Below are 25,131 nucleotides of genomic sequence, written 5' to 3' on the forward strand. Positions count from 1 at the left end.
GCTTAACGCAGGTTAACCAGCGTGTTGAGGATCTGGTCCTGGGTTTTGATGGTCTGCGCGTTCGACTGATAGTTACGCTGCGCGACGATCATGTTCACCAGTTCTTTACTCATATCCACGTTGGAAGCTTCCAGCGCGCCGTTGGTCAGCTTGCCAAAGTTACCGGTGCCTGCGGTACCCAGCAGCGCCACGCCAGAGGACTGGGTGGCAGACCAGACGTTATCGCCTTCTGATTTCAGACCTTCGTTGTTGGCGAAGTTTGCCAGCACGATCTGACCCAGAACCTGAGACTGTTCGTTAGAGTAGCTTCCCACCACGGTGCCATCGTCGTTGATCTGGTAGCTCACTAGATCGCCTGGCTTGTAGCCGTTCTGATTGGTAGCCACCACGCTGTTCGCGCCGGTGTTCTGCTGCATGGAGTTCTGGAAGCTCAGGGAGAAAGTCGCCGCCGTCGCACCGCTGACGGAGCCCGTGGTGATGTTAATGGCCGGCGTGGCGTTTGGCGCTGCGCTCAGCACACCCGCCGCGTCGTAGTTATACACACCCGCCAGGTTACCGTTCGCATCAAAGTTCATCTGCGCCGCTTTCGTCGCAGCAGAACCCGCTACGCTGCCGTCCTGAGTGTAAAGGTCCCATTTATTGTCAGCCGTCTTAACGTAGTAGACGTACATGTTATGGGCGTTACCCTGGCTGTCGAATACGGTCACGGTCCCTTTTTTGTTGTAGGTATCCGGGTTAGTCGCATCGAAGGGAGCGGTTTGAACAGGATCGGTTGAGTTCAGGTTGATCTGCTGCGTCGCGGTGGTGGTCGATTTCGCCGCCATCAGGGTATTCGGGATGGTAATTGCCTGAGGGTTCGCACCGGTCTGAACGGTAGGCGGCGTTCCCGCTACCGGGTAGCCCGTCAGCTGCATGCCCTGCATGTTAACCAGCGTACGGTTTTCATCCAGCTTGAACTGGCCGTTACGGCTGTAGAACACAGAGCCGTTGGAATCGACCATACGGAAGAAACCGTTCTGGCTGATGGCAACGTCCAGACCACGACCGGTGTTGGTGGTGGTGCCGTCGCTAAAGTCCTGAGTGATGCCCGCAACTTTCACGCCCAGGCCGACTTTGGAACCGGCAAACATGTCTGCAAAGGAAGCAGAACCGGATTTAAAACCATAGGTCGCGGAGTTGGCGATGTTGTTGCCAATGACGTCCAGGTTGGTGGCCGCAGCATTCAGGCCGCTGACCGCTTGAGAAAAGGCCATGACTTACTCCTGATAAGTGTTAAGGCTTAGATAATCTGCCGAACTTCGTCGAGTGTGGTGGAACCAGAGGTTCCCAAATCCAGTTTGTTGCCGTCGCTTCCTTTAATCACGCCCTGGACCAGCGCGAACTGCAGCGGCTGCGCTACCAGCTGGGTCGTCCCGTTGCTGGCGCTGATTGCCACTTTGTAGGATCCGTTTGGTGCTTTGGTGCCGTCGGTCAGGCTGCCATCCCAGGTAAAGGTGTGAACGCCCGCCTTCAGCTCGCCGATATCAATGGTGCGAACCACCACGTTATTGGCATCCGTGATCGTTGCCGTCACCTTCTCAGCCGGCTGCTGGAGCTCAACGCCAAACGGCGTGGTCGTCGTGGTGGTATTACCGTCGGTGGTGCTGGTGCCTGCCAGAATCGTGGTTCCCGGGATCATCACCCCGTGGCCAATCAGGCTTGCCGCCTGCAGAGACTGGGCGCTGTTAATCTGCCCAGAGACGGAACCGAGGGTGGTGTTCAGTTTCTCAATGCCGCTCACGGTACTGATCTGCGCAAGCTGCGTGGTCAGTTCGTTGTTCTGCATTGGGTTGGTGGGATCCTGGTTCTTAAGCTGCGCCACCAGCAGCGTCAGAAAGCTGCCCTGAAGGTCGGCGGCGTTACTCCCCGTCAGGGAGTTAGAACCTGTCGTACTCTTTGTGTTGTTAACACCCGAGTTCGTAGGATCATTCACATTTACGGCGATGGACATGCATGTCTCCTTTACTGGCCGAGAGTGAGTGTTTTGAGCATCATGCTCTTCACGGTATTAAGCACTTCGACGTTGGCCTGGTAGCTACGGGAAGCCGACATGGAGTTCACCATCTCACCCACCACATCCACGTTTGGCATCTTCACGTATCCGCTGGCATCCGCAAGCGGGTTACCCGGCTCATACACCAGCCTGTCCGGCGCCTGGCTCTCTACCACATCAGAGACCTTCACGCCGCCCGTCGCCGCGCCTGGCGCAGCATCGACCTGAAAGACAACCTGTTTGGCACGATAGGGCTGGCCGTCGGGTCCGGTGACGCTGTCGGCGTTCGCCAGGTTACTGGCGGCCACGTTCAGGCGTTTGGACTGTGCGGTTAACGCCGAACCGGCGATATCAAAAATATTCAGCAAGGCCATCTATCAATTCCCCCCCTGCAGGACGTTCATCATGCCTTTGATTTGTCCGCCGAGTACGGTCAGGCCCGTCTGGTATTTCAGGCTGTTGTCGGCAAACTGGGTACGCTCCCGGTCCATATCCACGGTGTTACCGTCGAGTGAGGGCTGATCGGGAATGCGATAAAGTAAATCAGTCGCTGGCGCGGTCATCGCCTGAGCAGGAATATGGCGAGAGGATGTCATGGCAAGTGCAACACCCGTTCCTTCGGCACGTCCACGCTCCATCACCTTTTTGAGTTCACTGGAAAAATCAATATCGCGCGCCTGATACCCCGGGGTATCGGCGTTAGCGATATTGGCGGCTAAAATCTCCTGCCGCTGGGCGCGTAAGTTGAGCGCTTCCTGCTGAAAACGTAACGCGGCGTCGAGTTTATCGAGCATGTCTCCTCCGCTGATGGCAAAATTTCAGTTCACAGCTTAAATCTCACCCGGTCTCCCCTATCGACGGAATAAGCGCAAAATGCGTCGCTATTTATTCCGTTGATGCAAAACCACTGCAGGTAGAATTCGTTCAACTCTGGAAACGGTGGAACTTGCGATGCAAACGTTAAAACGTGGTCTGGTGGCGGCTCTCTTGCTGTTAAGCCCTCTGGCGCAGGCTGAAGGGTTACAGGATCGGCTAACGGCTTTTTTTGCTGAAAAACTGGCAGGCTTTAGCGATGACGTGACCGTTACCGTGCGCACGCCACCGAATCTGTACCCGACGTGTGATCAGCCGTCCTTCAGCGTGGTGGGGTTCACAAAGCTTTGGGGGAATGTGAACGTGCTGGCACGCTGCGCCAACGAAAAACGCTATTTACAGGTTGCCGTTCAGGCGACGGGCAATTATGTTGTCGCTGCCGTGCCCATTGCGCGCGGCAGCGTGCTGCAGACAAACAGCGTGACGCTGAAGCGCGGCCGTCTGGATCAGCTGCCGCCACGCACCATGCTGGATATTAACCAGGCACAGGACGCCGTCAGCCTGCGCGACGTCGCGCCAGGCCAGCCGATACAGATCTCCATGCTGCGTCAGGCATGGCGGGTAAAAGCAGGCCAGCAGGTGATGGTGGTCGCCAACGGAGATGGCTTTAGCATCAACAGTGAAGGGAAAGCGTTGAACAATGCCGCGGTGGCGCAAAACGCCCGCGTCAGAATGTCCTCAGGCCAGGTGGTGAGCGGAACCGTCGATGCTGATGGGAATATTCTGATTAACCTATAATCTTTTTAAAGATTTCGCGGCGCGTGCCGATAAATATTCCACTAATGATGATGTCAGGCGCAAACGCCGCGAACCCTCGATGAGGACAACACTATGAGCATTGATCGTACATCAGCCCTGAAGCCGGTAAGCGCTGTACAACCTCGCGAAACGAATGACGCTACGGCGCAGAAAACGCGTCTGGAAAAACCGTCAACGTCCAACAGCACCAGCGTGACCCTGAGCGACGCGCAGGCAAAACTGATGCAGCCGGGCAGCAACGATATCAATATGGAACGTGTTGAAGCGCTGAAAACAGCTATTCGTAACGGTGAGCTGAAAATGGACACCAGCAAAATCGCTGACGCCCTGATTCAGGAAGCACAGAGTTTCTTACAGAGTAACTAACCGTATGAGTCGACTGTCAGAAATACTGGATCAAATGACGGTTGTCCTGAACGACCTGAAAACGGTAATGGACGCTGAACAGCAGCATCTCTCTTCCGGTCACATCAACGGCAGCGCGCTGCAGCGTATTACTGAAGACAAAAGTTCGCTTCTGGCAACGCTGGATTATCTGGAGCAGCAGCGACGCGCTGAGCAGGATCCTAAGCGCAGCGCCAATGACGATATTATTGAGCGCTGGCAGACCATTACCGAAAAAACCCAGCACCTGCGCGATCTTAACCAGCATAACGGCTGGCTACTGGAAGGTCAGATTGAGCGTAATCAGCAGGCGCTTGAGGTGTTGAAACCGCATAAGGAAACCGGACTGTACGGTGCGGATGGTCAGACAGCGACTGCACGTATTGCGGGTGTGAAAAAGATTTCAATTTGACGCTTAAGCGACAAATTATGCAGTGGGGAGCACCCTAAGGTGAACTCCCCTTTTGGCGTTTATGCCGTCCGGCGGGCAAACTCTTTGACTTTGAAACCCAGCACCGCGAGCGTGGCAAAGTACGCCACCACCCCGACGCCCACTACGGCCATCAGCCGCATCAGACGATAAGGCATGGTACCCAGGGACCATTCCGGCATCACGTACATCATGCCAAGCAGCGCAGCAGACATCACCAGTACCGCAACGATCAGACGCGCCAGGAAACTCCCCCAGCCCGGCTGCGGCGTGAAAATATCCTGCTTGCGCAGCTGCCAGTACAGCAGCCCGGCATTCAGACAGGCCGCCAGACCAATCGATAATGACAGGCCTGCATGCTTCAGCGGACCAATAAACGCCAGGTTCATCAGCTGCGTCATAATCAGCGTCACGATGGCAATTTTTACCGGCGTTTTGATGTCCTGACGCGAATAAAAGCCCGGCGCCAGCACTTTCACCACGATCAGCCCCATCAGTCCCACCGAGTAGGCAATCAGCGCGCGCTGGGTCATGGCGGCATCGAAGGCGGTGAATTTCCCATACTGGAAGAGCGACACCGTCAGCGGTTTGGCCAGAATACCCAGCGCCACCGCGCTTGGCAGGGCCAGCAGGAAGCAGAGACGCAGGCCCCAGTCCATCAGGCGGCAATACTCATCATGATTACCGCTGGCAAAGCTTTTCGACAGCGACGGCAGCAGGATGGTCCCCAGCGCCACGCCCAGCACCCCGGATGGGAACTCCATCAGGCGGTCGGCATAGTACATCCAGGAAACCGAGCCGGACACCAGGAACGAGGCAAAGATGGTGTTGATAATCAGCGAGATCTGGCTGACGGAGACGCCGAGAATGGCGGGTCCCATCTGTTTGATGACGCGCATCGCCCCGGCATCTTTGAGGTTGATGCGCGGCAGCACCAGCATGCCGATTTTTTTGAGATGCGGCAGCTGATACGCCAGCTGCAGCACGCCGCCCACGGTGACCGCCCAGGCCAGCGCCAGTACCGGCGGGTTGAAGTGCGGCGCGGCGAACAGGGCAAAGCCGATCATGCTGACGTTAAGGAACGTCGGCGCAAACGCGGGAACTGAGAAGCGGTTCCAGGTGTTGAGGATCGCCCCCACCAGCGAGGCCAGCGAGATCAGCAGAATATAAGGGAAGGTGATGCGCAAAAGCTGCGAGGTCAGGGCAAACTTGTCGGCCGTATCGGCAAAGCCGGGCGCGGTCACCATAATCACCCAGGGCGCAGCCAGCATCCCGAGGACGGTCACCACCGCCAGCGCCAGCGTCAGCAGGCCGGAGACATAAGACACAAAGACGCGCGTTGCGTCCTCGCCCTGCTTGCTTTTATATTCCGCCAGGATGGGGACGAATGCCTGAGAAAACGCCCCTTCCGCAAAAATACGACGCAGCAGGTTCGGTAATTTGAACGCGACGAAAAAGGCGTCCGTGGCCATCCCTGCACCAAATACCCTTGCCACAATGGCGTCGCGCGCAAAACCCAGCACGCGGGAAAACATGGTCATCGAGCTGACGGCCGCCAGCGATTTTAATAAGTTCATTAACGTGAATTTCCAGAACCATACGGATTTCCAGGACGGGCAAGCGTAAGCGCCACCCGGCAAAGCCTACAAGCGGCGCTTAGTCTACCCGGATTTCAACGAATTACTATCCGCAGATGTTACAGCGAGTTATTCACTCATGGCCTCGCGCCAGAGCCTTTCCACAACGCGCTGCGCCATGATGGCCTGCTCGCCGGACGTTTCAGGAACCGTCTGATTTTGCACGCAGGAGATAAAGTGACGGGCACAACCGGCAAAACCGCGCTGTTCAAGCGTGCTCTGCCAGCCAGGGGCAGGTAGCGTCACCACGCCGCTGCCCTTCTCCTCACGCCATTCACGCATGTCGGTAATGTCGTACAACGCGCCGTCGGTGACGGCCTGGACGCATTCTCGCTGGCTGCCCGCACGACGATGCATACTGGTGGTTACCTGCAGATGATCAATCGAGAAATGATGTTCGGCGTAGACCATTTCACCCTGCTCGTTCGTCAGTAGCGTGCCACTTTGCAACTGCGCATTGCCGCTGGCGAGCCACAGCGCCGTATCCACAACGTGCAGATAGTCATCCAGCAGCGTGAAGCGCAGATCGTTCGGCCCGATGCTGTCTGTGCGGTGTTTATCCATCCGCAGCGAGGAAAGCGTGCCCGACTGCGCCTTAAGCTGCTGATAAAGCGGTGCGAAACGGCGGTTGAAGCCCACCATCAGCGTCAGTTTTTTACGCGCGGCCAGTTCAATCAGCCGCTCGGCATCCTGAACATTTTCAGCCAGCGGTTTGTCCACGCAGACGTGAACCCCCAAATTGAGCAGTTCGCTCACCACCTGATAATGGGTTGCCGTTGAGGTATGGACAAAGACCGCATCGCACTCGCGGGCCAGATCCTGCAATGAGGCAGCATACGGCATGCGCCAGGTTTCGCAGATACGTTCTGCCTTTTCTCGGGTGGGTGACCATGCCCCTTGCAGGGTCCAGTCCGTCGCCGCACCTAAAACAGGCAGCCAGGCTTTTTGTGCAATACCGCCCAGCCCCACCACGCCTACGCGTAATTTTTTCACCGTCAGTCTCCCAAATGTGCCAGCAAGGCATCCAGACGCTGTTTCAGCCCGGCGACCTCGTCTTCCAGCGCCTCTACGCGGGCAACCAAATCGTCATCTCCAGCATTCATATCGGTTGCGCTGGATTTCACTGAAGTATCAACGTCACCGCTGAACAGATGCATATAGCGGCTTTCACGCTTGCCCGGCTCGCGCGCGAGACGCACCACGTACGGGCCGTCTTCACGCGCGGCCAGCCCTTCCAGAGTTTGCTCGACCTCCTGCATATCGCTGAACTCATGCATGCGGGAAGCGCGGATGCGCAGTTCCCCCGGCGTCTGTGCCCCACGCAGCAACAGCGTGGTGATGACCGCCACTTCCGCACTGCTCAGCTTCAGGTCGCCAAATTCGGAGTTACAAAAGCGCTGTTCATATTTGGTCACGCGGTTGCCGAATCCGCTGACGGTGCGCAGATAGTGGCGTTTTACCAGGGCGTCCAGGACGTCCTGAACGTCATGTTCGCTGAGGTTCATCACCGGCTCGCGGTTGGTTTTCTGGTTGCAGGCCATGGTCACGGCGTTGACGGAGAGCGGATACTGCTCCGGCGTGGTGACCTGTTTTTCGAGTAAGCACCCAATCACGCGCGCTTCTGTACCGTTTAGCTGATACTTCATCTTTTCTCCTTAACGACCTGCAGTCCAGTCCCGGGTGGTTAATGCCGTCAGAACGTGGTCGCGCCACTCTCCGTCTATCAGCAGATAGTCTTTGGCGTAACCCTCTTTCTCGAACCCTAAACGCGCCAGCAGATTTCCGCTGCGCTGGTTATGCGGCATATAGTTCGCCATAATGCGATGGATGTGCTGTGTGCGTTGCATATAGCGGATCGCTACCGTCAGCGCCTCGTACATCAGCCCCTGCCCCTGCCATTTCTGACCGATGGAGTAGCCAAGGTAGCAGGCGTGAAACGATCCCCGCACCACGTTTGAAAAATTGGCGATCCCGATAATCTCTTTCTCTTCAGGATCCAGCAGCGCGAAGTAAAACGCGCTGCCCTGCTTGTGAAATTCCGTAATCATGCTGAGGCGCGCCTGCCAGCCGGAAGGGTAACAATGGCTCTCATCACGAACGGGTTCCCAGGGCTTTAAAAACTGGCGATTCTCGGCGTAATAATCCGCCAGACGCCAGGCATCACGCTCATGCACCAGACGAACGACCAGCCTGTCCGTTGTCAGACGCACTTTTGGCACATTACTGCGATAGCCAAACATCGATACCACTCCTTCCCGTCACTTCAGCTTACCCATTAGCTTTACTATACCTGCGCCTGCGCCGTCTGTGAAAACAGTGACATACCATTTTCACCTCTTTTCACACTTTTCGATGAGAACTCTCTATCAAAGCACCCTTTTGATAAAAAAATATTGTCGCGTTCAGGGGTGGGAAAAAACGCGGCGACACCGCAGAATGTTAGCGTGCTCACCATCTTATTTTCCCTGGAGGGAAAATGTCCCGCGTATCACAGGCCAGGAGCCTGGGTAAATATTTCCTGCTCGTCGATAACATGCTGGTCGTGCTCGGCTTTTTTGTCGTTTTTCCGCTTATTTCGATCCGCTTTGTCGATCAGATGGGCTGGGCGGCATTAATGGTCGGCATTGCCCTGGGGCTACGCCAGTTTGTCCAGCAGGGCCTGGGCGTCTTTGGCGGGGCCATCGCCGACCGCTTTGGTGCTAAACCGATGATCGTAACCGGTATGCTGCTTCGCGCGGCAGGCTTTGCCACGATGGCGGTCGCTCAGGAGCCGTGGCTGCTCTGGTTCTCCTGTTTCCTCTCCGGTATCGGGGGCACGCTGTTCGATCCGCCCCGCACCGCGCTGGTGGTAAAGCTAATTCGCCCGCAGCACCGCGGCCGCTTCTTCTCGATTCTCATGATGCAGGACAGTGCCGGGGCGGTTGTCGGCGCCCTGCTGGGAAGCTGGCTGCTGCAGTATGACTTCCGTCTGGTCTGTGCGGCTGGCGCGGTACTCTTTATTCTGTGCGCGCTGTTTAATGGCCTGTTCCTGCCGGCGTGGAAACTGTCGACGGTGAAAGCGCCGGTCCGGGAAGGGCTTGGTCGCGTCCTGCATGACAAGCGCTTTGTCACCTATGTGTTGACCCTGACGGGATATTACATGCTGGCCGTGCAGGTCATGCTGATGCTGCCGATCATGGTTAACGACATTGCAGGTACCCCTGCGGCGGTGAAATGGATGTACGCCATCGAAGCCTGCCTGTCGTTAACGCTGCTCTATCCGATTGCCCGCTGGAGCGAGCGACGTTTTCGTCTGGAACATCGTCTGATGGCCGGACTGTTCCTGATGACGCTGAGCATGATGCCGATCGGCCTGGTGAACACGCTCCAGCAGCTGTTTACGCTGATTTGCACATTCTATATTGGCTCGATCATCGCCGAGCCTGCCCGCGAAACGCTGAGCGCCTCGCTTGCGGATGCGCGTGCGCGCGGCAGCTATATGGGGTTCAGCCGCCTGGGGCTGGCACTCGGCGGGGCATTAGGTTACGCCGGGGGCGGCTGGTTGTTTGATGCCGGCAAAGCGTTAAATCAACCTGAACTCCCGTGGATGATGCTTGGCGCGGTGGGCTTTATGACGCTACTCGCCCTGTGGTGGCAGTTCAGCCAGAAACGCAGCGCGAGCGGCATGCTCGAGCCAGGCGCATAACTTTTCCCTCGGGCGGGCACCGCTCCCGCCCCACTTCTCAGTTTTTTCTGCTGGTTTCTACCCATTCACGCTGACATACTGGCGTAACAGGACAGAAGCGCCGATTTTTCGTTGAGGAACACTATGAAGAAAATTGTTTTAGCCGCGGCATTGGTTGTCAGCGGTCTGCTGGTTGGCTGTAACCAGCTCACACAATATACCGTCAGTGAACAGGAAATTAATCAGGCGCTGGAAAAACATAACAATTTCTCGAAAGACATTGGCGTACCGGGTCTTGCCGATGCGCATATCGTGCTCACAAATCTCACCAGCCAGATCGGACGTGAAGAGCCAAACAAAGTCACCCTGGCCGGTGATGCGGACCTCGATATGTCCTCCCTCTTTGGTAACCAGAAAGCCAACATCAAGCTCAAGCTGAAGGCACTCCCTGTTTTCAATAAAGAGAAAGGGGCAATTTTCCTCCAGGAGATGGAAGTCGTCGATGCGCAGGTGTCTCCGGACAAAATGGCGCCGGTTCTGCAAACCCTGATGCCCTATCTGAATCAGTCGCTGCGGAATTACTTTAACCAGCAGCCCGCGTACGTCTTAAGTGAAGACAAAAGCAAGGGTGAAGCCCTGGCGAAAAAATACGCAAAAGGGATAGAGGTTAAGCCGGGTGAAATTATCATTCCTTTCACCGATTAATCTGAAGGGCGCTGCGGCGCCCTTTTTTTTACGGAAAAGTGTGCAAACGAAAACGTTTCCGCTTATGATTTGTGTCCGGCAAAAACAGCCATCCTAATGACTGATTCCTGACAAGCCGGAGCTTCCATGACTGCACAACCCCAGGTTCTTAAAATCCGCCGCCCTGACGACTGGCATATTCATCTGCGTGATGGTGATATGCTGAAAACCGTCGTGCCTTATACCAGCGAAATTTATGGCCGCGCGATTGTCATGCCTAACCTGGTGCCACCAGTCACCACCGTCGATGCCGCGATAGCCTATCGCCAGCGCATCCTCGACGCCGTCCCTGCGGGACACGATTTTACCCCGTTGATGACCTGCTACCTGACCGATTCACTGGATCCGAACGAAGTGGAGCGCGGCTTTAACGAAGGCGTGTTTACGGCAGCGAAACTCTACCCGGCGAATGCCACCACCAACTCCAGCCACGGCGTCACCAGCATTGATGCCATTATGCCGGTTCTGGAACGCATGCAGAAACTGGGTATGCCGCTGCTGGTTCACGGTGAAGTGACGCATGCTGACATTGACATCTTCGACCGTGAAGCCCGTTTTATCGAGACCGTGATGGAGCCTCTGCGCCAGCGCCTGCCCGCGCTGAAGGTAGTCTTTGAGCATATCACCACCAAAGACGCGGCAGAGTACGTGCGTGACGGCAACGATCTCATCGCCGCCACCATTACGCCACAACACCTGATGTTTAACCGTAACCACATGCTGGTGGGCGGGGTGCGCCCTCACCTCTACTGTCTGCCTATCCTCAAGCGCAACATCCACCAGCAGGCGCTGCGTGAGCTGGTCGCCAGCGGGTTCTCCCGAGCGTTCCTCGGTACCGATTCCGCGCCTCACGCCCGCCATCGTAAAGAGGCAAGCTGCGGCTGTGCAGGCTGCTTCAACGCCCCAACGGCGCTTGCCAGTTACGCAACTGTATTTGAAGAGATGAACGCGCTGGAACATTTCGAAGCATTCTGCTCTCTTAACGGCCCACGCTTCTACGGCCTGCCAGTCAATGACACCTTCATCGAACTGGAGCGTAAAGCGAGCCACGTTGAGGAGTCCATTGCCCTGACGGATGACACGCTGATCCCATTCCTGGCGGGTGAAACCGTAAGCTGGACGGTAAAACGTTAAAAAATCAATGCCCCTTGTTGTCAAACTGATAATATACCTGTATAAATAAACAGTATATTACACAGGGGGCATTTATGCGTATTGAAGTCACCATAGCCAAAACTACCGTTCTGCCTGCCGGCGCGCTTGATGCACTGGCAGGCGAATTATCCCGTCGTATTAACAATACCTTTCCTGACAACGCCGGTGCCGTCACGGTGCGTTACGCCGCGGCAAACAACCTTTCCGTTATTGGTGCCGCAAAAGAAGATAAAGATCGCATCAGCGAAATCCTGCAGGAAACGTGGGAAAGCGCTGACGACTGGTTCATCACGGATTAACACTGCTCCCTCATTGTGTTTTTTGCCGGGTCGCCCCGGCTTTTTTTTGCCTAAAATCCCGTAAGTTCAAATTAATTCGGCATCTTCTTTAAAAATCGTGAACGAGATGGTGTTTTATTGTTCGAACAATCCTAAAAAGCAGAAAAATGTGTTGCCACCTGTTTATTTTTCCCTTCGGAACCCTTATTACTTGGTATACTGAAGTTGCTTTCAGAAAAACATGCATTGAACCTCAAAGCCGTTGTCTTCTAACACGCATTAAGGGGGTTATAATGGAAAAGAATAGTGAAGTCATCCAGACCCATCCACTCGTTGGCTGGGATATCAGTACCGTAGATAGCTACGATGCGCTGATGCTGCGTTTGCACTACCAGACCCCAAATCAACTCAACCGTGAAGAAGCGGAAGTTGGACAGACGCTGTGGCTAACAACAGACGTCGCCCGTCAGTTTATTTCTATTTTAGAGGCAGGTATTGCAAAAATAGAATCTGGCGACTATCAGGAAAATGAGTATAAACGGCACTAAGCTTATGCCCACTTTTCACTCAACAGGCACCCTCGCGGTGCCTTATTTATTTCTCCCTTGTCTAACCCCGCGTTGTTAATTACTCTGCTAACAAAACATCAGTTTACGAGATGCATATGAGATACGACTTAATCATTATTGGCAGCGGATCCGTGGGTTCTGCCGCCGGTTATTACGCGACGCAGGCGGGCCTGAAGGTCCTGATGATCGATAGCCATCTTCCGCCTCATGCGGAGGGCAGCCATCATGGCGATACCCGCCTCATCCGCCATGCGTATGGCGAAGGCGAGCGCTATGTTCCGCTGGTGCTTCGCGCCCAGACGCTGTGGGACGAACTGGCGAAACAGACTGAAGACCGCATTTTCGAACGTACCGGCGTTATCAACCTGGGCCCGGCCCATTCTGCATTTCTCGCCGGCGTCGAACGCAGCGCGAAAGCGTTTAATCTGGACGTTGAGAAACTGGACGCGACGGGCATTAGCACGCGCTGGCCCGAAATTAGCGTCCCGGACGATTATATTGGCCTCTTTGAAGCCCACTCTGGTGTGCTGCATTGTGAAACGGCGATCAAGACCTGGATCGAGCTGGCAGAGAAGGCAGGCTGCGCGCAGCTGTTCAACTGTCCGGTGGACGCCATCACCCATGACGATAATGGCGTCACGGTAACGACCCTTGACGGTGAATATTCCGCGGATCGCCTGCTGGTCAGCGCGGGAACCTGGGTTACCCGCCTGCTGCCCGATCTGCCGATCCAGCCGGTGCGCAAGGTCTTCTCCTGGTTCCAGTCGGATGGTCGTTACAGCGTCCAGAATAAATTCCCGGCCTTCACCGGCGAATTACCCAACGGCGACCAGTTTTACGGCTTCCCGTCAGAAAAAGACGCGCTGAAAATCGGTAAACACAACGGGGGCCAGGCTATCACCTCCCCTGAAGAGCGTAAGCCTTTCGGCGCCTTTCCTCAGGATGGTTCGGAAGCCTTCTCGTTCCTGCGCACTATTCTTCCGGGCGTCGGCGGCTTGCTGTATGGCGCGGCCTGTACCTACGACAACACGCCGGATGAAGACTTTATCATTGATACGCTGCCGGGGCATGACAACACGCTGCTCATCACCGGACTGAGCGGCCACGGCTTTAAGTTTGCTTCCGTGCTGGGTGAAATCGCCGCGCAGTTTGCCCAGGGTATTGCACCGCAGTTTGATCTGACGCCCTTCTCCCTCTCGCGTTTTAACAGATAATTCGCCACGGGCGCCGGACATCCCGGGGCCCGTTTCATTCACACTGCATTACGGGGCGTTATGCGCAGGATCGTTAGCTTTCTGATGAATAATATTCGCGAGCATTTTATGCTCTATCTCTTATTGTGGGCGCTGTTGGCCATTATTGATTTTGTTTACATTGTATTTTACTGAAAAGCCTTACTGACAATAATTGACGTTAATTTATCTTTATTGAAACTCACCATTTCGCTTGCACGAAGAGATTGAATTAGCGCTAGCGATCCTTTTCAAAATTGCTGAAATAAATAAAATAAAAATCAATAGACAATTATTTCAGTTGCAATATCCCGCCTTCCCGTTCATTTTTACTTTCCGGTTAATTTGAAAATGGACATTCTGATGCAATTGCGTAACTCCTCCCGGCGCTACGGAATAATATCCATAGGTTTGCACTGGATATTTGCTCTTGCCGTCTACGGTATGTTTGGACTTGGGCTCTGGATGGTCACGCTCAGCTATTACGATGGCTGGTATCACCAGGCGCCGGAGTTGCATAAAAGCATTGGTGTCCTGCTGATGCTGGGGCTGATTTTCCGCGTGATCTGGCGACATATTTCCCCGCCGCCCGCTGCGCCAAAGACCCAAAGTAAATTTACCCGCCTCAGTGCCGTCGCCGCGCATATTGCCCTCTATGCACTGCTGTTTGGCATCCTGATTAGCGGCTATCTCATTTCGACGGCTGACGGTAAGCCGATTAACGTCTTTGGCCTGTTCGACGTTCCGGCAACACTGAGCGATGCCGGGGCGCAGGCCGACACGGCGGGGGTCATTCACCTCTGGCTTGCCTGGAGCGTGGTGATCCTGTCCGTACTTCACGGGCTTGCCGCCCTCAAACACCATTTTATTGATAAAGACGATACGCTAAAGCGCATGCTTGGCCGCTCGTCAGTTGACTCTGGAGCATAAAATGAAAAAACACCTGCTGGGTATCGTACTGGGTTCTCTGTTATTCACCGCCGGTTCCGCCGTGGCGGCGGATTATAAAATTGATAAAGAGGGCCAGCACGCTTTCGTCAATTTCCGTATTCAGCACCTGGGATATAGCTGGCTGTACGGTACCTTTAAGGATTTTGACGGCACGTTCACCTTTGACGAAAAAAATCCCGCGGCCGATAAAGTCAATGTGACGATTAATACGAACAGCGTCGACACAAACCACGCAGAGCGCGATAAACACCTGCGCAGTGGGGAGTTCCTCAACGTCGCGAAATTCCCGCAGGCGACCTTCACTTCTACTGAGGTGAAGAAAGACGGCGATAAGCTGAATATTACCGGCAACCTGACGCTTAACGGCGTAACCAAACCGGTCACGCTTGATGCGAAATTACTGGGTCAGGGTGATGACCCGTGGGGAGGTAAACGCGCAGGTTTTGAAGCGGCAGGGAAAATTCACCTGAAAGATTTTAATATCACAACAGATTTAGGCCCGGCGTCTCAGGACGTGGAGCTGATTATTTCCGTTGAAGGTGTACAGCAGAAATCGTAATAACGTCGCCCGGCAGGCTTTCACCGTGCCGGGCGTTATTATCATTCCGGGTCAGGGATACCCAGTTTGGTATTCAGACGACCGCGTGATTTATTGAAAATCTTGTTGCCGTTTTCACGTCCTGCGCGACGGCGACGCTGCTCTTCTTCCGGCAGGATGCTCTCTTCGCTGCACAGCTCGCTACAGCAGCCGTTAAACTTCTCGGCACAGGCCGGGCACTGAATGAACAGCAGATGGCAACCGTCATTTTTGCAGTTGGTGTGGGTATCGCACGGCGCGCCGCACTGGTGGCACTGGGCAATGACGTCGTCCGAAATACGTTCGCCCATACGCTCGTCAAAGACAAAGTTTTTCCCGATAAAGCGTACCGGCAGCCCCTGCTCACGGGCGCGACGTGCGTACTCGATAATGCCGCCTTCAATGTGCCAGACCTTATTAAAGCCGTTGTGCTTCATCCACGCGCTGGCTTTCTCACAGCGGATACCGCCGGTGCAGTACATAACGATCTTTTTATCTTTATGCTCCTGCATCATCTCAACCGCTTTCGGCAGCTGCTCGCGGAAGGTATCGGCCGGGATTTCCATCGCGTTCTCGAAATGCCCCACCTCATACTCATAGTGGTTACGCATATCAATAAACACGGCATCCGGATCGTCCAGCATCGCATTCACTTCCGCCGCCTTCAGGTATTCACCGACGTCCGCCGGGTTAAACTCAGGATCGTCGATACCGTCCGCCACGATGCGTTCACGCACCTTCATGCGCAGCACCCAGAAGGATTTCCCGTCATCATCCAGGGCAATGTTCAGGCGTAAGCCGTTAAGGGCCGGGTCAAACTGATAAAGTACGTCACGGAAGGCGCTGACTTTGCTTTCCGGTACGCTAATCTGCGCGTTAATGCCTTCACGGGCAAGGTAGACGCGGCCGAAAACGTTCAGCGCTGTGAACGCCTGATAAAGCGCATCACGGGTCGCCTGCGGATCGTCGATCGTGAAGTATTTATAGAATGAGATGGTGGTGCGCGGTTCGGTTTCAGCCAACATACGCGCTTTTAACATCTCATTCGACACGCGGTTGTGTAACACTGGCATGGTGTACAGTCCTGGAATCGTTAGAGAGAATGAAAATTCGGTCGGCATCATATAGCAAACAAAACCAATTTACATCCACACAATTTACGCTACATTTCACACACCCTGATTAATCAGGCTTAACAATTGCTGTATTCGTGCACGCTTCGAAAGCAGATATTTTGGCTACGCCTCAAAAAATGAGACACTAGCAAAACAGGACGTTTGAACACAGGAAAGACATGACCCAGTTACCAACATTTACTGCCGCCCTTTTGCATCCCCGTTATTGGTTGACCTGGCTTGGCATCGGCTTTTTATGGCTTCTGGTACAGCTTCCCTACCCTGTTATTTTTCGGTTGGGTAAATTTCTGGGCCGTTTCGCACAGCTGTTTATGAAGCGTCGCGCTAGAATCGCGTACCGCAACCTTGAGCTGTGTTTTCCGCAGATGAGCGAATCAGAGCGTCACGACATGGTCGCGAAGAATTTTGAATCCGTCGGGATGGGGCTTATGGAAACCGGCATGGCGTGGTTCTGGCCGGACAAACGCATGGCTCGCTGGAGTGAGGTGACGGGAACCGGCATGGATCCGGTGCATACGCTTCAGGCCAACCAGACGGGCGTTCTGCTGATCGGCGTCCATTTTCTGACGCTGGAAATCGGGGCGCGTATGTTCGGCATGCAGGCGCCCGGCATTGGCGTTTATCGCCCTAACGATAACCCGGTCATCGATTTAATCCAGACCAACGGCCGCATGCGCTCTAACAAAAGCATGATCGACCGTAAAGATCTGAAGGGAATGATCCGCGCGCTGAAATCCGGTGAAGTGGTCTGGTATGCCCCCGACCACGACTATGGCCCACAGGCCAGCGTTTTTGTCCCCTTCTTCGCCGTTGAAGAGGCCGCGACAACCACCGGTACCTGGATGCTGGCGCGGATGTCCAAAGCCGCCATCGTGCCTTTTGTTCCCCGCCGTAAGCCAGACGGTTCGGGCTACGAGCTGATGATGCTGGAGCCGGAACTCGCACCGCCGCTTGACGATGCAGAAACCACCGCACGCTGGATGAACAGCGTGGTGGAGAAGTGCATCATGCTCGCCCCGGAGCAGTATATGTGGCTGCACCGTCGCTTTAAAACCCGGCCAAAAGGCACGCCGTCCCGCTATTGATTTTCAACGTGCGGCCCTCAGGGCCGCATGCTGTTTTAGCTTTAAAAGCTCCCCCTCATTGCGGCAATCATAACCCAGGCGCATAATTAGCAGGCTTATTACTTCATGCTTCAGGTGCTAAGCACCTCATTATGCGGATTGTTATGTCACCCTCAGATGCCCCCATAAGCTGGAAGCGTAACCTCACGGTTGCGTGGCTTGGCTGTTTTCTCACCGGTGCAGCGTTTAGCCTGGTCATGCCTTTCCTGCCGCTTTACGTCGAACAGCTGGGCGTGACGGGCCACAGCGCGCTCAATATGTGGTCCGGCCTGGTATTCAGCATCACGTTCCTGTTTTCCGCGATGGCCTCGCCCTTCTGGGGTGGCCTTGCCGACCGCAAGGGGCGAAAAATCATGCTGCTCCGCTCGGCGCTGGGGATGGCCATTATCATGGCGCTGATGGGCGTGGCGCAAAACGTCTGGCAGTTCCTGATTTTGCGCGCGTTGCTGGGCCTACTGGGAGGCTTTATTCCCAATGCCAATGCCCTGATTGCCACACAAATTCCTCGCCATAAGAGCGGCTGGGCGCTGGGCACGCTCTCAACCGGCGGCGTGAGCGGTGCCCTGCTGGGGCCACTGGCCGGCGGACTCCTGGCCGACAGCTATGGCCTGCGCCCGGTGTTCTTCATCACCGCCAGCGTGCTGTTCCTGTGCTTTATCGTCACCCTGCTCTGTATTCGGGAAAACTTCACGCCCGTTGCGAAGAAAGAGATGCTCCACGCCAGGGAGGTGCTGACCTCGCTCAAAAATCCCAGACTGGTACTCAGTCTGTTCGTGACGACCCTGATTATTCAGGTTGCAACCGGATCGATTGCTCCTATCCTCACGCTGTACGTTCGCGATCTGGCGGGCAACGTCAGCAATATTGCATTTATTAGCGGGCTGATCGCCTCCGTGCCCGGCGTGGCGGCATTGCTCAGCGCCCCGAGGCTGGGGAAACTGGGAGACCGCGTCGGCCCGGAAAAAATTCTGATCTGTGCGCTGGTGATCTCTGTGCTGCTGCTGATCCCCATGTCGATGGTGCACTCGCCCTGGCAGCTTGGTGTTCTGCGCTTTTTACTGGGCGCCGCCGACGGCGCGTTACTGCCCGCCGTTCAGACCCTGCTGGTCTACAACTCCACAAACCAGATTGCCGGGCGTATTTTCAGCTATAACCAGTCGTTTCGCGACATCGGTAATGTCACCGGGCCGCTCCTCGGGGCTGGCATTTCCGCCAGCTTCGGTTTTCGCGCCGTCTTTATCGTGACGGCAGGCGTAGTGCTGTTTAATGCGATCTATTCGTGGTTCAGTTTATCCCGCGCGTTACGGCCGGTGGCGGAATAAGACGAACGCCTGAAGCTTATTTTCGTATTCATACTTGCAGAATCAGATATTCAGCTATTCTTTCCCTGAAACCTTCTGGAAAACAGGGAGACACCAATGACCATGTACGCCACGCTGGAAGAAGCTATTGATGCCGCTCGTGAAGAGTTCCTCGCCGATAACCCCGGCGTTGAAGAAGAAGATGCTGACGTGCAACAACTTAATATCCAAAAATACGTTCTGCAGGATGGGGATATTATGTGGCAGGCCGAATTCTTTGCCGATGAGGGTGAAGAAGGGGAATGCCTGCCGGTCCTGAGCGGTGAAGGTGCGCAGGCCGTCTTTGACGGTGACTATGATGAAATCGAACTGCGTCAGGAATGGCTGGAAGAAAACACCCTGCACGAGTGGGATGAGGGCGAATTTCAGCTCGAGCCACCACTCGATACGGAAGAAGGTCAAACCGCAGCCGATGAGTGGGACGAGCGTTAATTTACGCTACTCGTAAGGGCCGTGGCTGGCATCGATCGGCAGCAGCAGCGTGTCGAAAATTAGCGAGAATGGCAGATCCAGCACGGTGAGGTAGCGCCATGCGGAGTCACGGAGATCCCATTTCACGCCCGGGTAATACTGATTCCCGTGGCCTTGCCCTGGAATGGTGCGGCTGATGATGCTGCCGCAGCCGCTGAGCAGGCATGCCATCAGAACGACGATGATTATTCTCATGAGTAACCTCTAAAAAAATACCGGCGATTAAGCCGGTATTTTATCTGGCGGGTGGCGCTTCGCTTACCCGCCCTACTTAACCACTTACTTCGCCTTCAACGCCAGCGGGTTCAGCTTCAGTTCTTTATAGTAGTTTACCCACGAAGAGTATCTCTCCGGAGCGGACCACACGCGGTAGTGAAGACGCGCCATCGTGACCGGGTCGCTCAACAGGACCAGACGACGGTCACGGTTGAGTTTTTCCGGGGTCTCGTTCAGCGCCTGCTCAACGTGACGATCGCGGGCAATCTCCAGCACCTGGCTGGCACGGTGGCGCGCAGTGGCCATCGCCGTTGCCAGGGCGTTGAATGACGGGTTAAACACGGCGTGCATAAAGCCGTCATCCAGCGTGCGATTGCGGTTCTGCTCGAGATAACGATCGGTGTCCACCAGCACCTGTGGCGGGGAATACTCTTCCGGGATCAGGAACAGCTTCCAGCGTTTGGTCCGCAGCCCCACCGTCGAACGGCTGGAGATCACGGAGACAAACGGCGACAGGATCAGCGAGAAGACAATCGGCGCCAGCCAGAACAGGAAGCGCAGATCCAGCCACGCCATCCCGGCCGCCCACACCAGACCCAGCAGCAGCTGAGAACCGTGGCGCATAAAGGCTTCGCTCCACGGCGTGGAGTCGTCATCACGCTGCGGTGAGTTCCAGACCACTTCCCAGCCCAGGAACGCACTGACCACGAACACGGTGTGGAACAGCATACGCACCGGTGCCAGCAGCACGGAGAACAGCACTTCCAGCAGCAGTGAAAGGGTCACGCGGAAGAAACCGCCGTACTCTTTCGAGCCTTTGCACCAGATCAGGATGATGCTGAGCAGCTTAGGCAGGAACAGCAGCACCATGGTGGAGGCAAACAGCGCAATCGCCAGTTCCGGGCGCCACTGTGGCCACACCGGGAACAGCTGCCGCGGTTGCAGGAAGTATTGCGGCTCCGTCAGGGCATGCACGACCTGCAGCGCAGTAGAGAGCGCAAGGAACATAAACCACAGCGGTGCGGAGAGATAAGACATCACGCCCGTCAGGAACACTGCACGGTGAACCGGGTGCATCCCTTTCACCAGGAACAGGCGGAAGTTCATCAGGTTACCGTGACACCAGCGGCGGTCACGCTTGAGTTCGTCCAGCAGGTTCGGCGGCAGCTCTTCGTACGATCCCGGCAGGTCGTAGGCAATCCAGACGCCCCAGCCAGCACGACGCATCAGCGCCGCTTCCACGAAGTCATGCGACAGAATAGAACCGGCAAACGAACCCTCGCCCGGCAGCGGCGCCAGCGCACAGTGTTCAATGAACGGCTTCACGCGGATAATCGCGTTGTGACCCCAGTAGTGCGATTCACCCAGTTGCCAGAAGTGCAGACCCGCCGTAAACAGCGGCCCGTAAACACGGGTGGCGAACTGCTGGCAGCGCGCATAGAGCGTGTCCATACCGGAGGCTTTTGGCGAAGACTGAATGATACCCGCGTTCGGGTTGGCTTCCATCAGACGCACCAGACCGCTCAGGCAGTCACCGCTCATGACGGAGTCCGCATCCAGCACGACCATATAGCTGTACTGATTACCCCAGCGACGGCAGAAGTCATCGATGTTACCGCTTTTACGCTTCACACGACGGCGGCGGCGACGGTAGAAGATCTGCCCTTCGCCCTGCACTTCCGCAATCAGCTCCATCCACGCTTTTTGTTCCGCCACGCAGATATCCGGATTGTAACTATCGCTCAGGATGTAAACGTCGAAATGCTCCGCGTTGCCAGTCGCCTTTACGGACTCCCAGGTGGCACGCAGACCCGCAAACACGCGGTCAACGTCTTCGTTGCAGATAGGCATAATCAGCGCGGTACGGTGCTCAGGATTGAGGGGTTCATCCCCGACCGTTGACGCCGAAATGCTGTATTTGTCACGCCCCATCAGCAGCTGCAGGAAGCCCATCAGCGCGGTCCAGAAACCAGCCGAGACCCAGCAGAAGAGAACCGCGAACAGCAGAAGGATGCCGCTCTGCAGGATGTACGGCAGCAGCTGCATGAAGGAGACCCAGAGATCCTGGCCCATCATGTCCGTCGGATTGATAAACGCCCAGCCCTGATAAGGCAGGATGGTTTTCATATACCAGGTCGCGACGACCGTCTGCGCCAGCGTCAGCAGCAGCAGGATGTAGCGACGGATGGTCCCCACGGTACGCCATTTCTGTTCGGAAGCCTGCTCTTCTTTCGTCAGGCGTGACAGATAGCGGGGCGTCACATCACGCCCGCGCAGGCGATCCCAGAAGCGGCCCACCGGGTTGGTGCGCCATGGGTCGGGGAACATTGAGGAACGCGTGGCCTTCGGCATCGCCTGAAGCTGATCGCGCCCTTCGTCGTCTTTAATCAACTGCCCTTCTGCCAGCGAGTCCGGCCAGGCCTGCTCCAGACGTGCCTTTACTGACCCCAGCGGCGTATCATCATCACGGGAAAACTGACGATGTTCACCATCCAGCGCGGTGTGAACCGCGCGGATGTCGCTCTTAGGCAGTGCCGCTTTTTCGATATCCGTCAGCGGCATGGCATCAATATATTCAGATGTATTATTCATTGGCAGGTAGCTGATAGCTCCAGGTTTCACTCAGTGGCTGATCGTTACTGACCAGCGCTGCACGCATTTCAGTGGTCTGTTTCGGATCTTTCACTTTCACGCGCAGGGTCAGACGCCAGCCTTTGGTTACCGGGTTGTAACGCACGGTATTCTCAACGATTTCACCGTTATCACCGATGCTGGCCTGAGCGGCAACGGCAGTGTCCGGTGACAGTTTCTTCATATCCTGGCCTGTGAAGTCCACGACAAAGGCCACGGTACCGTCAGGCTGACGGATAAGATTAGACTGCTTCACATCACCCGTTGAGCGGCGAGTCTGCATAACATACGCGTTATCCGGCGCATGCAGCTTATCTTCGTCGCGGCTGAAGGTGATGGTGTACTTGAAGTTCATCTCTTTACCGGCTTCCGGCAGTTGATCCGGCGTCCAGTAAGCCACGATGTTATCGTTGGTTTCGTCGTTGGTTGGAATTTCTACCAGCTCGACCTTACCTTTACCCCAGTCACCGTTTGGCGTGACCCAGGCGCTTGGGCGCTGGTCATAGCGGTCGTCCAGATCTTCAAAGCGGGAGAACTGACGACCACGCTGCAGCAGGCCAAAACCTTGTGGGTTTTCCATTGCGAAGCTGCTCACCGCCAGATGTTTCGGGTTGTTCAGCGGACGCCAGATCCACTCGCCGTTACCGGCGTGAATAGAGAGACCGTTGGAGTCGTGCAGTTCCGGGCGGAAGTTGGTTGCTGGTGACGGCTGGTTCGGCCCAAACAGGAACATACTGGTCAGCGGCGCAACGCCCAGCTTGCCCACTTTATCACGCAGGTAAACCTTAGACTGCACGTCAACCACCGTGTCACGACCCGGCATGATCACAAAGCGATAGGCACCGGTCGCACGCGGAGAATCCAGCAGCGCATAGATAGTCAGACGTTTGTCCGTTGGTTTTGGACGTTCAATCCAGAACTCACGGAAACGTGGGAATTCTTCACCTGATGGCAGCGCGGTATCAATAGCCAGTCCGCGCGCAGAAAGCCCGTATACCTGCCCCGCGCCAATCACGCGGAAATAGCTGGCACCAAGCATGCTGACGATTTCGTCGTTTTTATCTTTGCTGTTGATCGGGTAAAGCACCTTAAAGCCAGCGAAGCCCAGGTCTTTCACCGTATCTTTGTCGTGTTGCACATTGCCAAAATTGAAGTAATCCGGGCTGTATTTAATCTTACGTACCGCTGTGGCCGTCACTTCATTGATGGCAACAGGCGTGTCGAAATACATACCCTGATGATAAAACTCAAGCTTGAACGGGGTCTTGATGTTGCTCCAGTAGGCTTTGTCGTGATTGAACTGGATCTGCTGATAGTCCGCATATTTCATATCGCGGAAAACGGAGGGCAAGTTACTTTTCGGCGCTTCGTAGCTCTTGCCCGCCATCGATTTTGCCTGTTTTGCGACATCGTCGATGTTAAAGGCCAGTGCCGATGAGGTATACAGTGATAACACCACTGCAGCACCTAACCAACGCATTTTCATCATCTGTGGTTTATGTTTCATAATAAGTAAGCACTTCCCCCTTTGTGTGCTTATATCGATCCGATCCATTTTAATGGAAACTCAGGCAATCCGACAACATTATCACTGCTTTGTTCAGCTGCTGGCTCATGGATTAAGCAAATGAAAGAACCCATTATTCACTTTGCGTGCTTATCCTGGAGACAGGGTGTCGGTCTTGGTGTAGGGTTGCTTTCGAATGTAACCATTATGAGTCTTAGGGATAAGACGAAAAGTCTGAGAATGCACAACGTTATATGAGCACAACACCAACAGAACGTGAATATTTCCTCGACTCGATCCGGGCATGGCTGATGCTATTGGGGATCCCTTTTCACATATCACTGATTTACTCCAGCCACACCTGGCATGTGAATAGCCAGATGCCGTCCTGGTGGCTGACGCTGTTTAATGACTTTATTCACGCCTTCCGTATGCAGGTGTTTTTTGTCATCTCCGGATATTTCTCTTACATGCTGTTTCTGCGATACCCGCTTAAACGCTGGTGGAAAGTGCGCGTCGAGCGCGTGGGGATCCCCATGTTGACCGCGATTCCGCTGCTGACGCTGCCTCAGTTCATTATGCTGCAGTACGTCAAAGGCAAAGCGGAAAACTGGCCGAATCTGTCGCTGTATGAAAAGTACAATACGCTGGTCTGGGAGCTGGTGTCTCACCTGTGGTTCCTGCTGGTCCTGGTGGTGCTCACTACGGTGAGCCTGTTCATTTTCAGCCGCCTGCGCCACCACCTGAGTTCGACAGCCGACACCTTTTTCGCCAACGTTACGATGGGCAAACTGTCAGTGCTCTTCTTGCTGTTGGGGATCGCTTATGCTGCCGTGCGACGGACCTTGCTTATCGTCTATTCGCCGATTTTAAGCGACGGGCTCTTTAATTTCGTGGTGATGCAGTCGCTGTTCTACATTCCGTTCTTTTTAATCGGCGCGCTGGCGTTTATTTATCCGAAGCTGAAAGCACTGTTTACCACTCCGTCACCGTGGTGCGCGATAGGTGCTGCCTTCGCGTTCGCAGCCTATCTGCTGAATCAGCGCTACGGCAGCGGCGACGCCTGGATGTACGAAACGGAAAGTGTGATCACCATGCTGCTGGGTTTGTGGATGGTGAACGTGGTATTCGCGCTCGGCCACCGCCTGCTGAACTTTAAGTCCAGCCGTGTGACCTACTTCGTCAATGCTTCGCTGTTTATTTATCTGGTGCATCACCCGTTAACGCTTTTCTTCGGGGCTTATATCACCCCGCATATCGCCTCCAACACGCTGGGGTTCTTTACCGGTCTGGTGTTTGTCGTGGGGATTGCGATCGTGCTCTATGAAATCCATCTGCGGATCCCGCTCCTGCGTTTCCTCTTTTCAGGAAAACCACAGGTAAAAGCCTCATAAACAACC

The 25,131-nt window shown here is 55.1% G+C and carries 28 protein-coding genes; 16 read left to right on the plus strand and 12 right to left on the minus strand.

Annotation, left to right across the window (positions count from 1 at the left end):
- Positions 1-2 precede the first annotated feature (2 nt).
- From flgE to flgB, 4 genes are read right to left on the minus strand one after another with little or no spacing between them, the layout of a single operon-like run.
- Entirely contained in the window at positions 3-1,253 is a 1,251-nt protein-coding gene (flgE, locus tag BFG58_RS06040) for a flagellar hook protein FlgE (RefSeq protein ID WP_032650841.1), read from the minus strand.
- Between the two features lie 26 nt (positions 1,254-1,279).
- The gene (flgD, locus tag BFG58_RS06045; protein WP_032650840.1) at positions 1,280-1,990 is read right to left on the minus strand and encodes a flagellar hook assembly protein FlgD; all 711 of its coding nucleotides are present in this window, start codon (positions 1,988-1,990) and stop codon (positions 1,280-1,282) included.
- A gap of 11 nt (positions 1,991-2,001) precedes the next feature.
- Positions 2,002-2,406 carry a flagellar basal body rod protein FlgC gene (gene flgC / locus BFG58_RS06050; protein WP_008500814.1) on the minus strand — a complete coding sequence of 135 codons (405 nt, stop codon included), beginning with the start codon at positions 2,404-2,406 and terminating at the stop codon, positions 2,002-2,004.
- 3 nt (positions 2,407-2,409) lie between these two features.
- The gene (flgB, locus tag BFG58_RS06055) at positions 2,410-2,826 is read right to left on the minus strand and encodes a flagellar basal body rod protein FlgB (protein ID WP_008500815.1); all 417 of its coding nucleotides are present in this window, start codon (positions 2,824-2,826) and stop codon (positions 2,410-2,412) included.
- 157 nt (positions 2,827-2,983) lie between these two features.
- Here flgB and flgA point away from each other — a divergent pair, with 157 nt between their 5' ends.
- The 3 genes from flgA (at position 2,984) to flgN (ending at position 4,460) form a co-directional block, all read left to right on the plus strand.
- Complete coding sequence (flgA, locus tag BFG58_RS06060; protein WP_023327100.1) at positions 2,984-3,643, plus strand: flagellar basal body P-ring formation chaperone FlgA; 660 nt, start codon at positions 2,984-2,986, stop codon at positions 3,641-3,643.
- Positions 3,644-3,736: 93 nt separating this feature from the next.
- Positions 3,737-4,030 carry a flagellar biosynthesis anti-sigma factor FlgM gene (gene flgM / locus BFG58_RS06065; RefSeq protein ID WP_008500817.1) on the plus strand — a complete coding sequence of 98 codons (294 nt, stop codon included), beginning with the start codon at positions 3,737-3,739 and terminating at the stop codon, positions 4,028-4,030.
- Between the two features lie 4 nt (positions 4,031-4,034).
- Positions 4,035-4,460: a flagella biosynthesis chaperone FlgN gene (gene flgN, locus BFG58_RS06070; protein ID WP_008500818.1), complete on the plus strand. Its 426-nt coding sequence runs from the start codon at positions 4,035-4,037 to the stop codon at positions 4,458-4,460.
- Positions 4,461-4,519: 59 nt separating this feature from the next.
- Here the strand turns inward: flgN and murJ are convergent, their stop codons facing one another.
- The 4 genes from murJ to rimJ form a co-directional block, all read right to left on the minus strand.
- The gene (gene murJ / locus BFG58_RS06075; RefSeq protein ID WP_048975864.1) at positions 4,520-6,055 is read right to left on the minus strand and encodes a murein biosynthesis integral membrane protein MurJ; all 1,536 of its coding nucleotides are present in this window, start codon (positions 6,053-6,055) and stop codon (positions 4,520-4,522) included.
- 129 nt (positions 6,056-6,184) lie between these two features.
- On the minus strand, positions 6,185-7,108 hold the full coding sequence (locus BFG58_RS06080; protein WP_045910189.1) for a Gfo/Idh/MocA family protein: 924 nt from the start codon (positions 7,106-7,108) through the stop codon (positions 6,185-6,187).
- A gap of 2 nt (positions 7,109-7,110) precedes the next feature.
- Entirely contained in the window at positions 7,111-7,761 is a 651-nt protein-coding gene (locus tag BFG58_RS06085) for a YceH family protein (RefSeq protein ID WP_069719453.1), read from the minus strand.
- Between the two features lie 9 nt (positions 7,762-7,770).
- A complete protein-coding gene (gene rimJ / locus BFG58_RS06090) occupies positions 7,771-8,355 on the minus strand; it encodes a ribosomal protein S5-alanine N-acetyltransferase (protein WP_008500822.1) in 585 nt (194 codons plus the stop codon).
- A gap of 236 nt (positions 8,356-8,591) precedes the next feature.
- Between rimJ and mdtH the strand changes: the two genes are divergently transcribed.
- The 9 genes from mdtH to BFG58_RS06140 all read left to right on the plus strand — a co-directional run bounded on the left by mdtH (position 8,592) and on the right by BFG58_RS06140 (position 15,267).
- Positions 8,592-9,800 carry a multidrug efflux MFS transporter MdtH gene (gene mdtH, locus BFG58_RS06095; protein WP_063621367.1) on the plus strand — a complete coding sequence of 403 codons (1,209 nt, stop codon included), beginning with the start codon at positions 8,592-8,594 and terminating at the stop codon, positions 9,798-9,800.
- Positions 9,801-9,923: 123 nt separating this feature from the next.
- Complete coding sequence (locus BFG58_RS06100; RefSeq protein ID WP_045910186.1) at positions 9,924-10,484, plus strand: lipoprotein; 561 nt, start codon at positions 9,924-9,926, stop codon at positions 10,482-10,484.
- A gap of 126 nt (positions 10,485-10,610) precedes the next feature.
- A complete protein-coding gene (pyrC, locus tag BFG58_RS06105) occupies positions 10,611-11,657 on the plus strand; it encodes a dihydroorotase (RefSeq protein WP_045334677.1) in 1,047 nt (348 codons plus the stop codon).
- A 74-nt stretch (positions 11,658-11,731) separates the two neighbouring features.
- Positions 11,732-11,977 (plus strand): DNA damage-inducible protein I, encoded by a 246-nt coding sequence (gene dinI / locus BFG58_RS06110; protein ID WP_008500826.1) that lies wholly within the window; start codon positions 11,732-11,734, stop codon positions 11,975-11,977.
- A gap of 272 nt (positions 11,978-12,249) precedes the next feature.
- The gene (gene bssS, locus BFG58_RS06115; protein ID WP_008500827.1) at positions 12,250-12,504 is read left to right on the plus strand and encodes a biofilm formation regulator BssS; all 255 of its coding nucleotides are present in this window, start codon (positions 12,250-12,252) and stop codon (positions 12,502-12,504) included.
- A gap of 116 nt (positions 12,505-12,620) precedes the next feature.
- Positions 12,621-13,739 (plus strand): N-methyl-L-tryptophan oxidase, encoded by a 1,119-nt coding sequence (gene solA, locus BFG58_RS06120; protein ID WP_069719670.1) that lies wholly within the window; start codon positions 12,621-12,623, stop codon positions 13,737-13,739.
- Positions 13,740-13,799: 60 nt separating this feature from the next.
- Positions 13,800-13,913 carry a DUF2770 family protein gene (locus tag BFG58_RS06125; RefSeq protein WP_032645429.1) on the plus strand — a complete coding sequence of 38 codons (114 nt, stop codon included), beginning with the start codon at positions 13,800-13,802 and terminating at the stop codon, positions 13,911-13,913.
- A gap of 207 nt (positions 13,914-14,120) precedes the next feature.
- The gene (locus tag BFG58_RS06135; protein WP_069719671.1) at positions 14,121-14,687 is read left to right on the plus strand and encodes a cytochrome b; all 567 of its coding nucleotides are present in this window, start codon (positions 14,121-14,123) and stop codon (positions 14,685-14,687) included.
- Between the two features lies 1 nt (position 14,688).
- A complete protein-coding gene (locus BFG58_RS06140; protein WP_069719454.1) occupies positions 14,689-15,267 on the plus strand; it encodes a YceI family protein in 579 nt (192 codons plus the stop codon).
- A gap of 41 nt (positions 15,268-15,308) precedes the next feature.
- On the opposite strand, the gene BFG58_RS06145 is transcribed toward BFG58_RS06140, so the two are convergent.
- Positions 15,309-16,358 carry a rhodanese-related sulfurtransferase gene (locus tag BFG58_RS06145; RefSeq protein WP_008500831.1) on the minus strand — a complete coding sequence of 350 codons (1,050 nt, stop codon included), beginning with the start codon at positions 16,356-16,358 and terminating at the stop codon, positions 15,309-15,311.
- A 221-nt stretch (positions 16,359-16,579) separates the two neighbouring features.
- Here BFG58_RS06145 and BFG58_RS06150 point away from each other — a divergent pair, with 221 nt between their 5' ends.
- The 3 genes from BFG58_RS06150 (at position 16,580) to BFG58_RS06160 (ending at position 19,338) form a co-directional block, all read left to right on the plus strand.
- On the plus strand, positions 16,580-17,506 hold the full coding sequence (locus BFG58_RS06150) for a Kdo(2)-lipid IV(A) acyltransferase (protein WP_045910183.1): 927 nt from the start codon (positions 16,580-16,582) through the stop codon (positions 17,504-17,506).
- Between the two features lie 143 nt (positions 17,507-17,649).
- Positions 17,650-18,867: a multidrug efflux MFS transporter MdtG gene (mdtG, locus tag BFG58_RS06155; RefSeq protein WP_069719455.1), complete on the plus strand. Its 1,218-nt coding sequence runs from the start codon at positions 17,650-17,652 to the stop codon at positions 18,865-18,867.
- A 96-nt stretch (positions 18,868-18,963) separates the two neighbouring features.
- Entirely contained in the window at positions 18,964-19,338 is a 375-nt protein-coding gene (locus BFG58_RS06160; RefSeq protein WP_008500834.1) for a MysB family protein, read from the plus strand.
- A gap of 6 nt (positions 19,339-19,344) precedes the next feature.
- Here the strand turns inward: BFG58_RS06160 and BFG58_RS06165 are convergent, their stop codons facing one another.
- The 3 genes from BFG58_RS06165 to mdoG form a co-directional block, all read right to left on the minus strand.
- Positions 19,345-19,572: a YceK/YidQ family lipoprotein gene (locus BFG58_RS06165; protein WP_008500835.1), complete on the minus strand. Its 228-nt coding sequence runs from the start codon at positions 19,570-19,572 to the stop codon at positions 19,345-19,347.
- 84 nt (positions 19,573-19,656) lie between these two features.
- A complete protein-coding gene (mdoH, locus tag BFG58_RS06170) occupies positions 19,657-22,185 on the minus strand; it encodes a glucans biosynthesis glucosyltransferase MdoH (RefSeq protein WP_045908288.1) in 2,529 nt (842 codons plus the stop codon).
- Positions 22,178-23,731, minus strand: coding sequence for a glucans biosynthesis protein MdoG (mdoG, locus tag BFG58_RS06175; RefSeq protein WP_021240787.1), 1,554 nt, complete (start codon positions 23,729-23,731; stop codon positions 22,178-22,180). The genes mdoH and mdoG overlap by 8 nt, the downstream gene beginning before the upstream one ends.
- Positions 23,732-23,985: 254 nt before the next feature.
- On the opposite strand from mdoG, the gene mdoC reads away from it, so the two are divergent.
- Positions 23,986-25,125: a glucans biosynthesis protein MdoC gene (gene mdoC, locus BFG58_RS06180; RefSeq protein WP_045908289.1), complete on the plus strand. Its 1,140-nt coding sequence runs from the start codon at positions 23,986-23,988 to the stop codon at positions 25,123-25,125.
- The last annotated feature ends 6 nt before the right edge of the window (positions 25,126-25,131 follow it).

This window comes from Enterobacter sp. ku-bf2, assembly GCF_001742765.1.
Classification (GTDB): Bacteria; Pseudomonadota; Gammaproteobacteria; order Enterobacterales; family Enterobacteriaceae; genus Enterobacter; species Enterobacter quasiroggenkampii.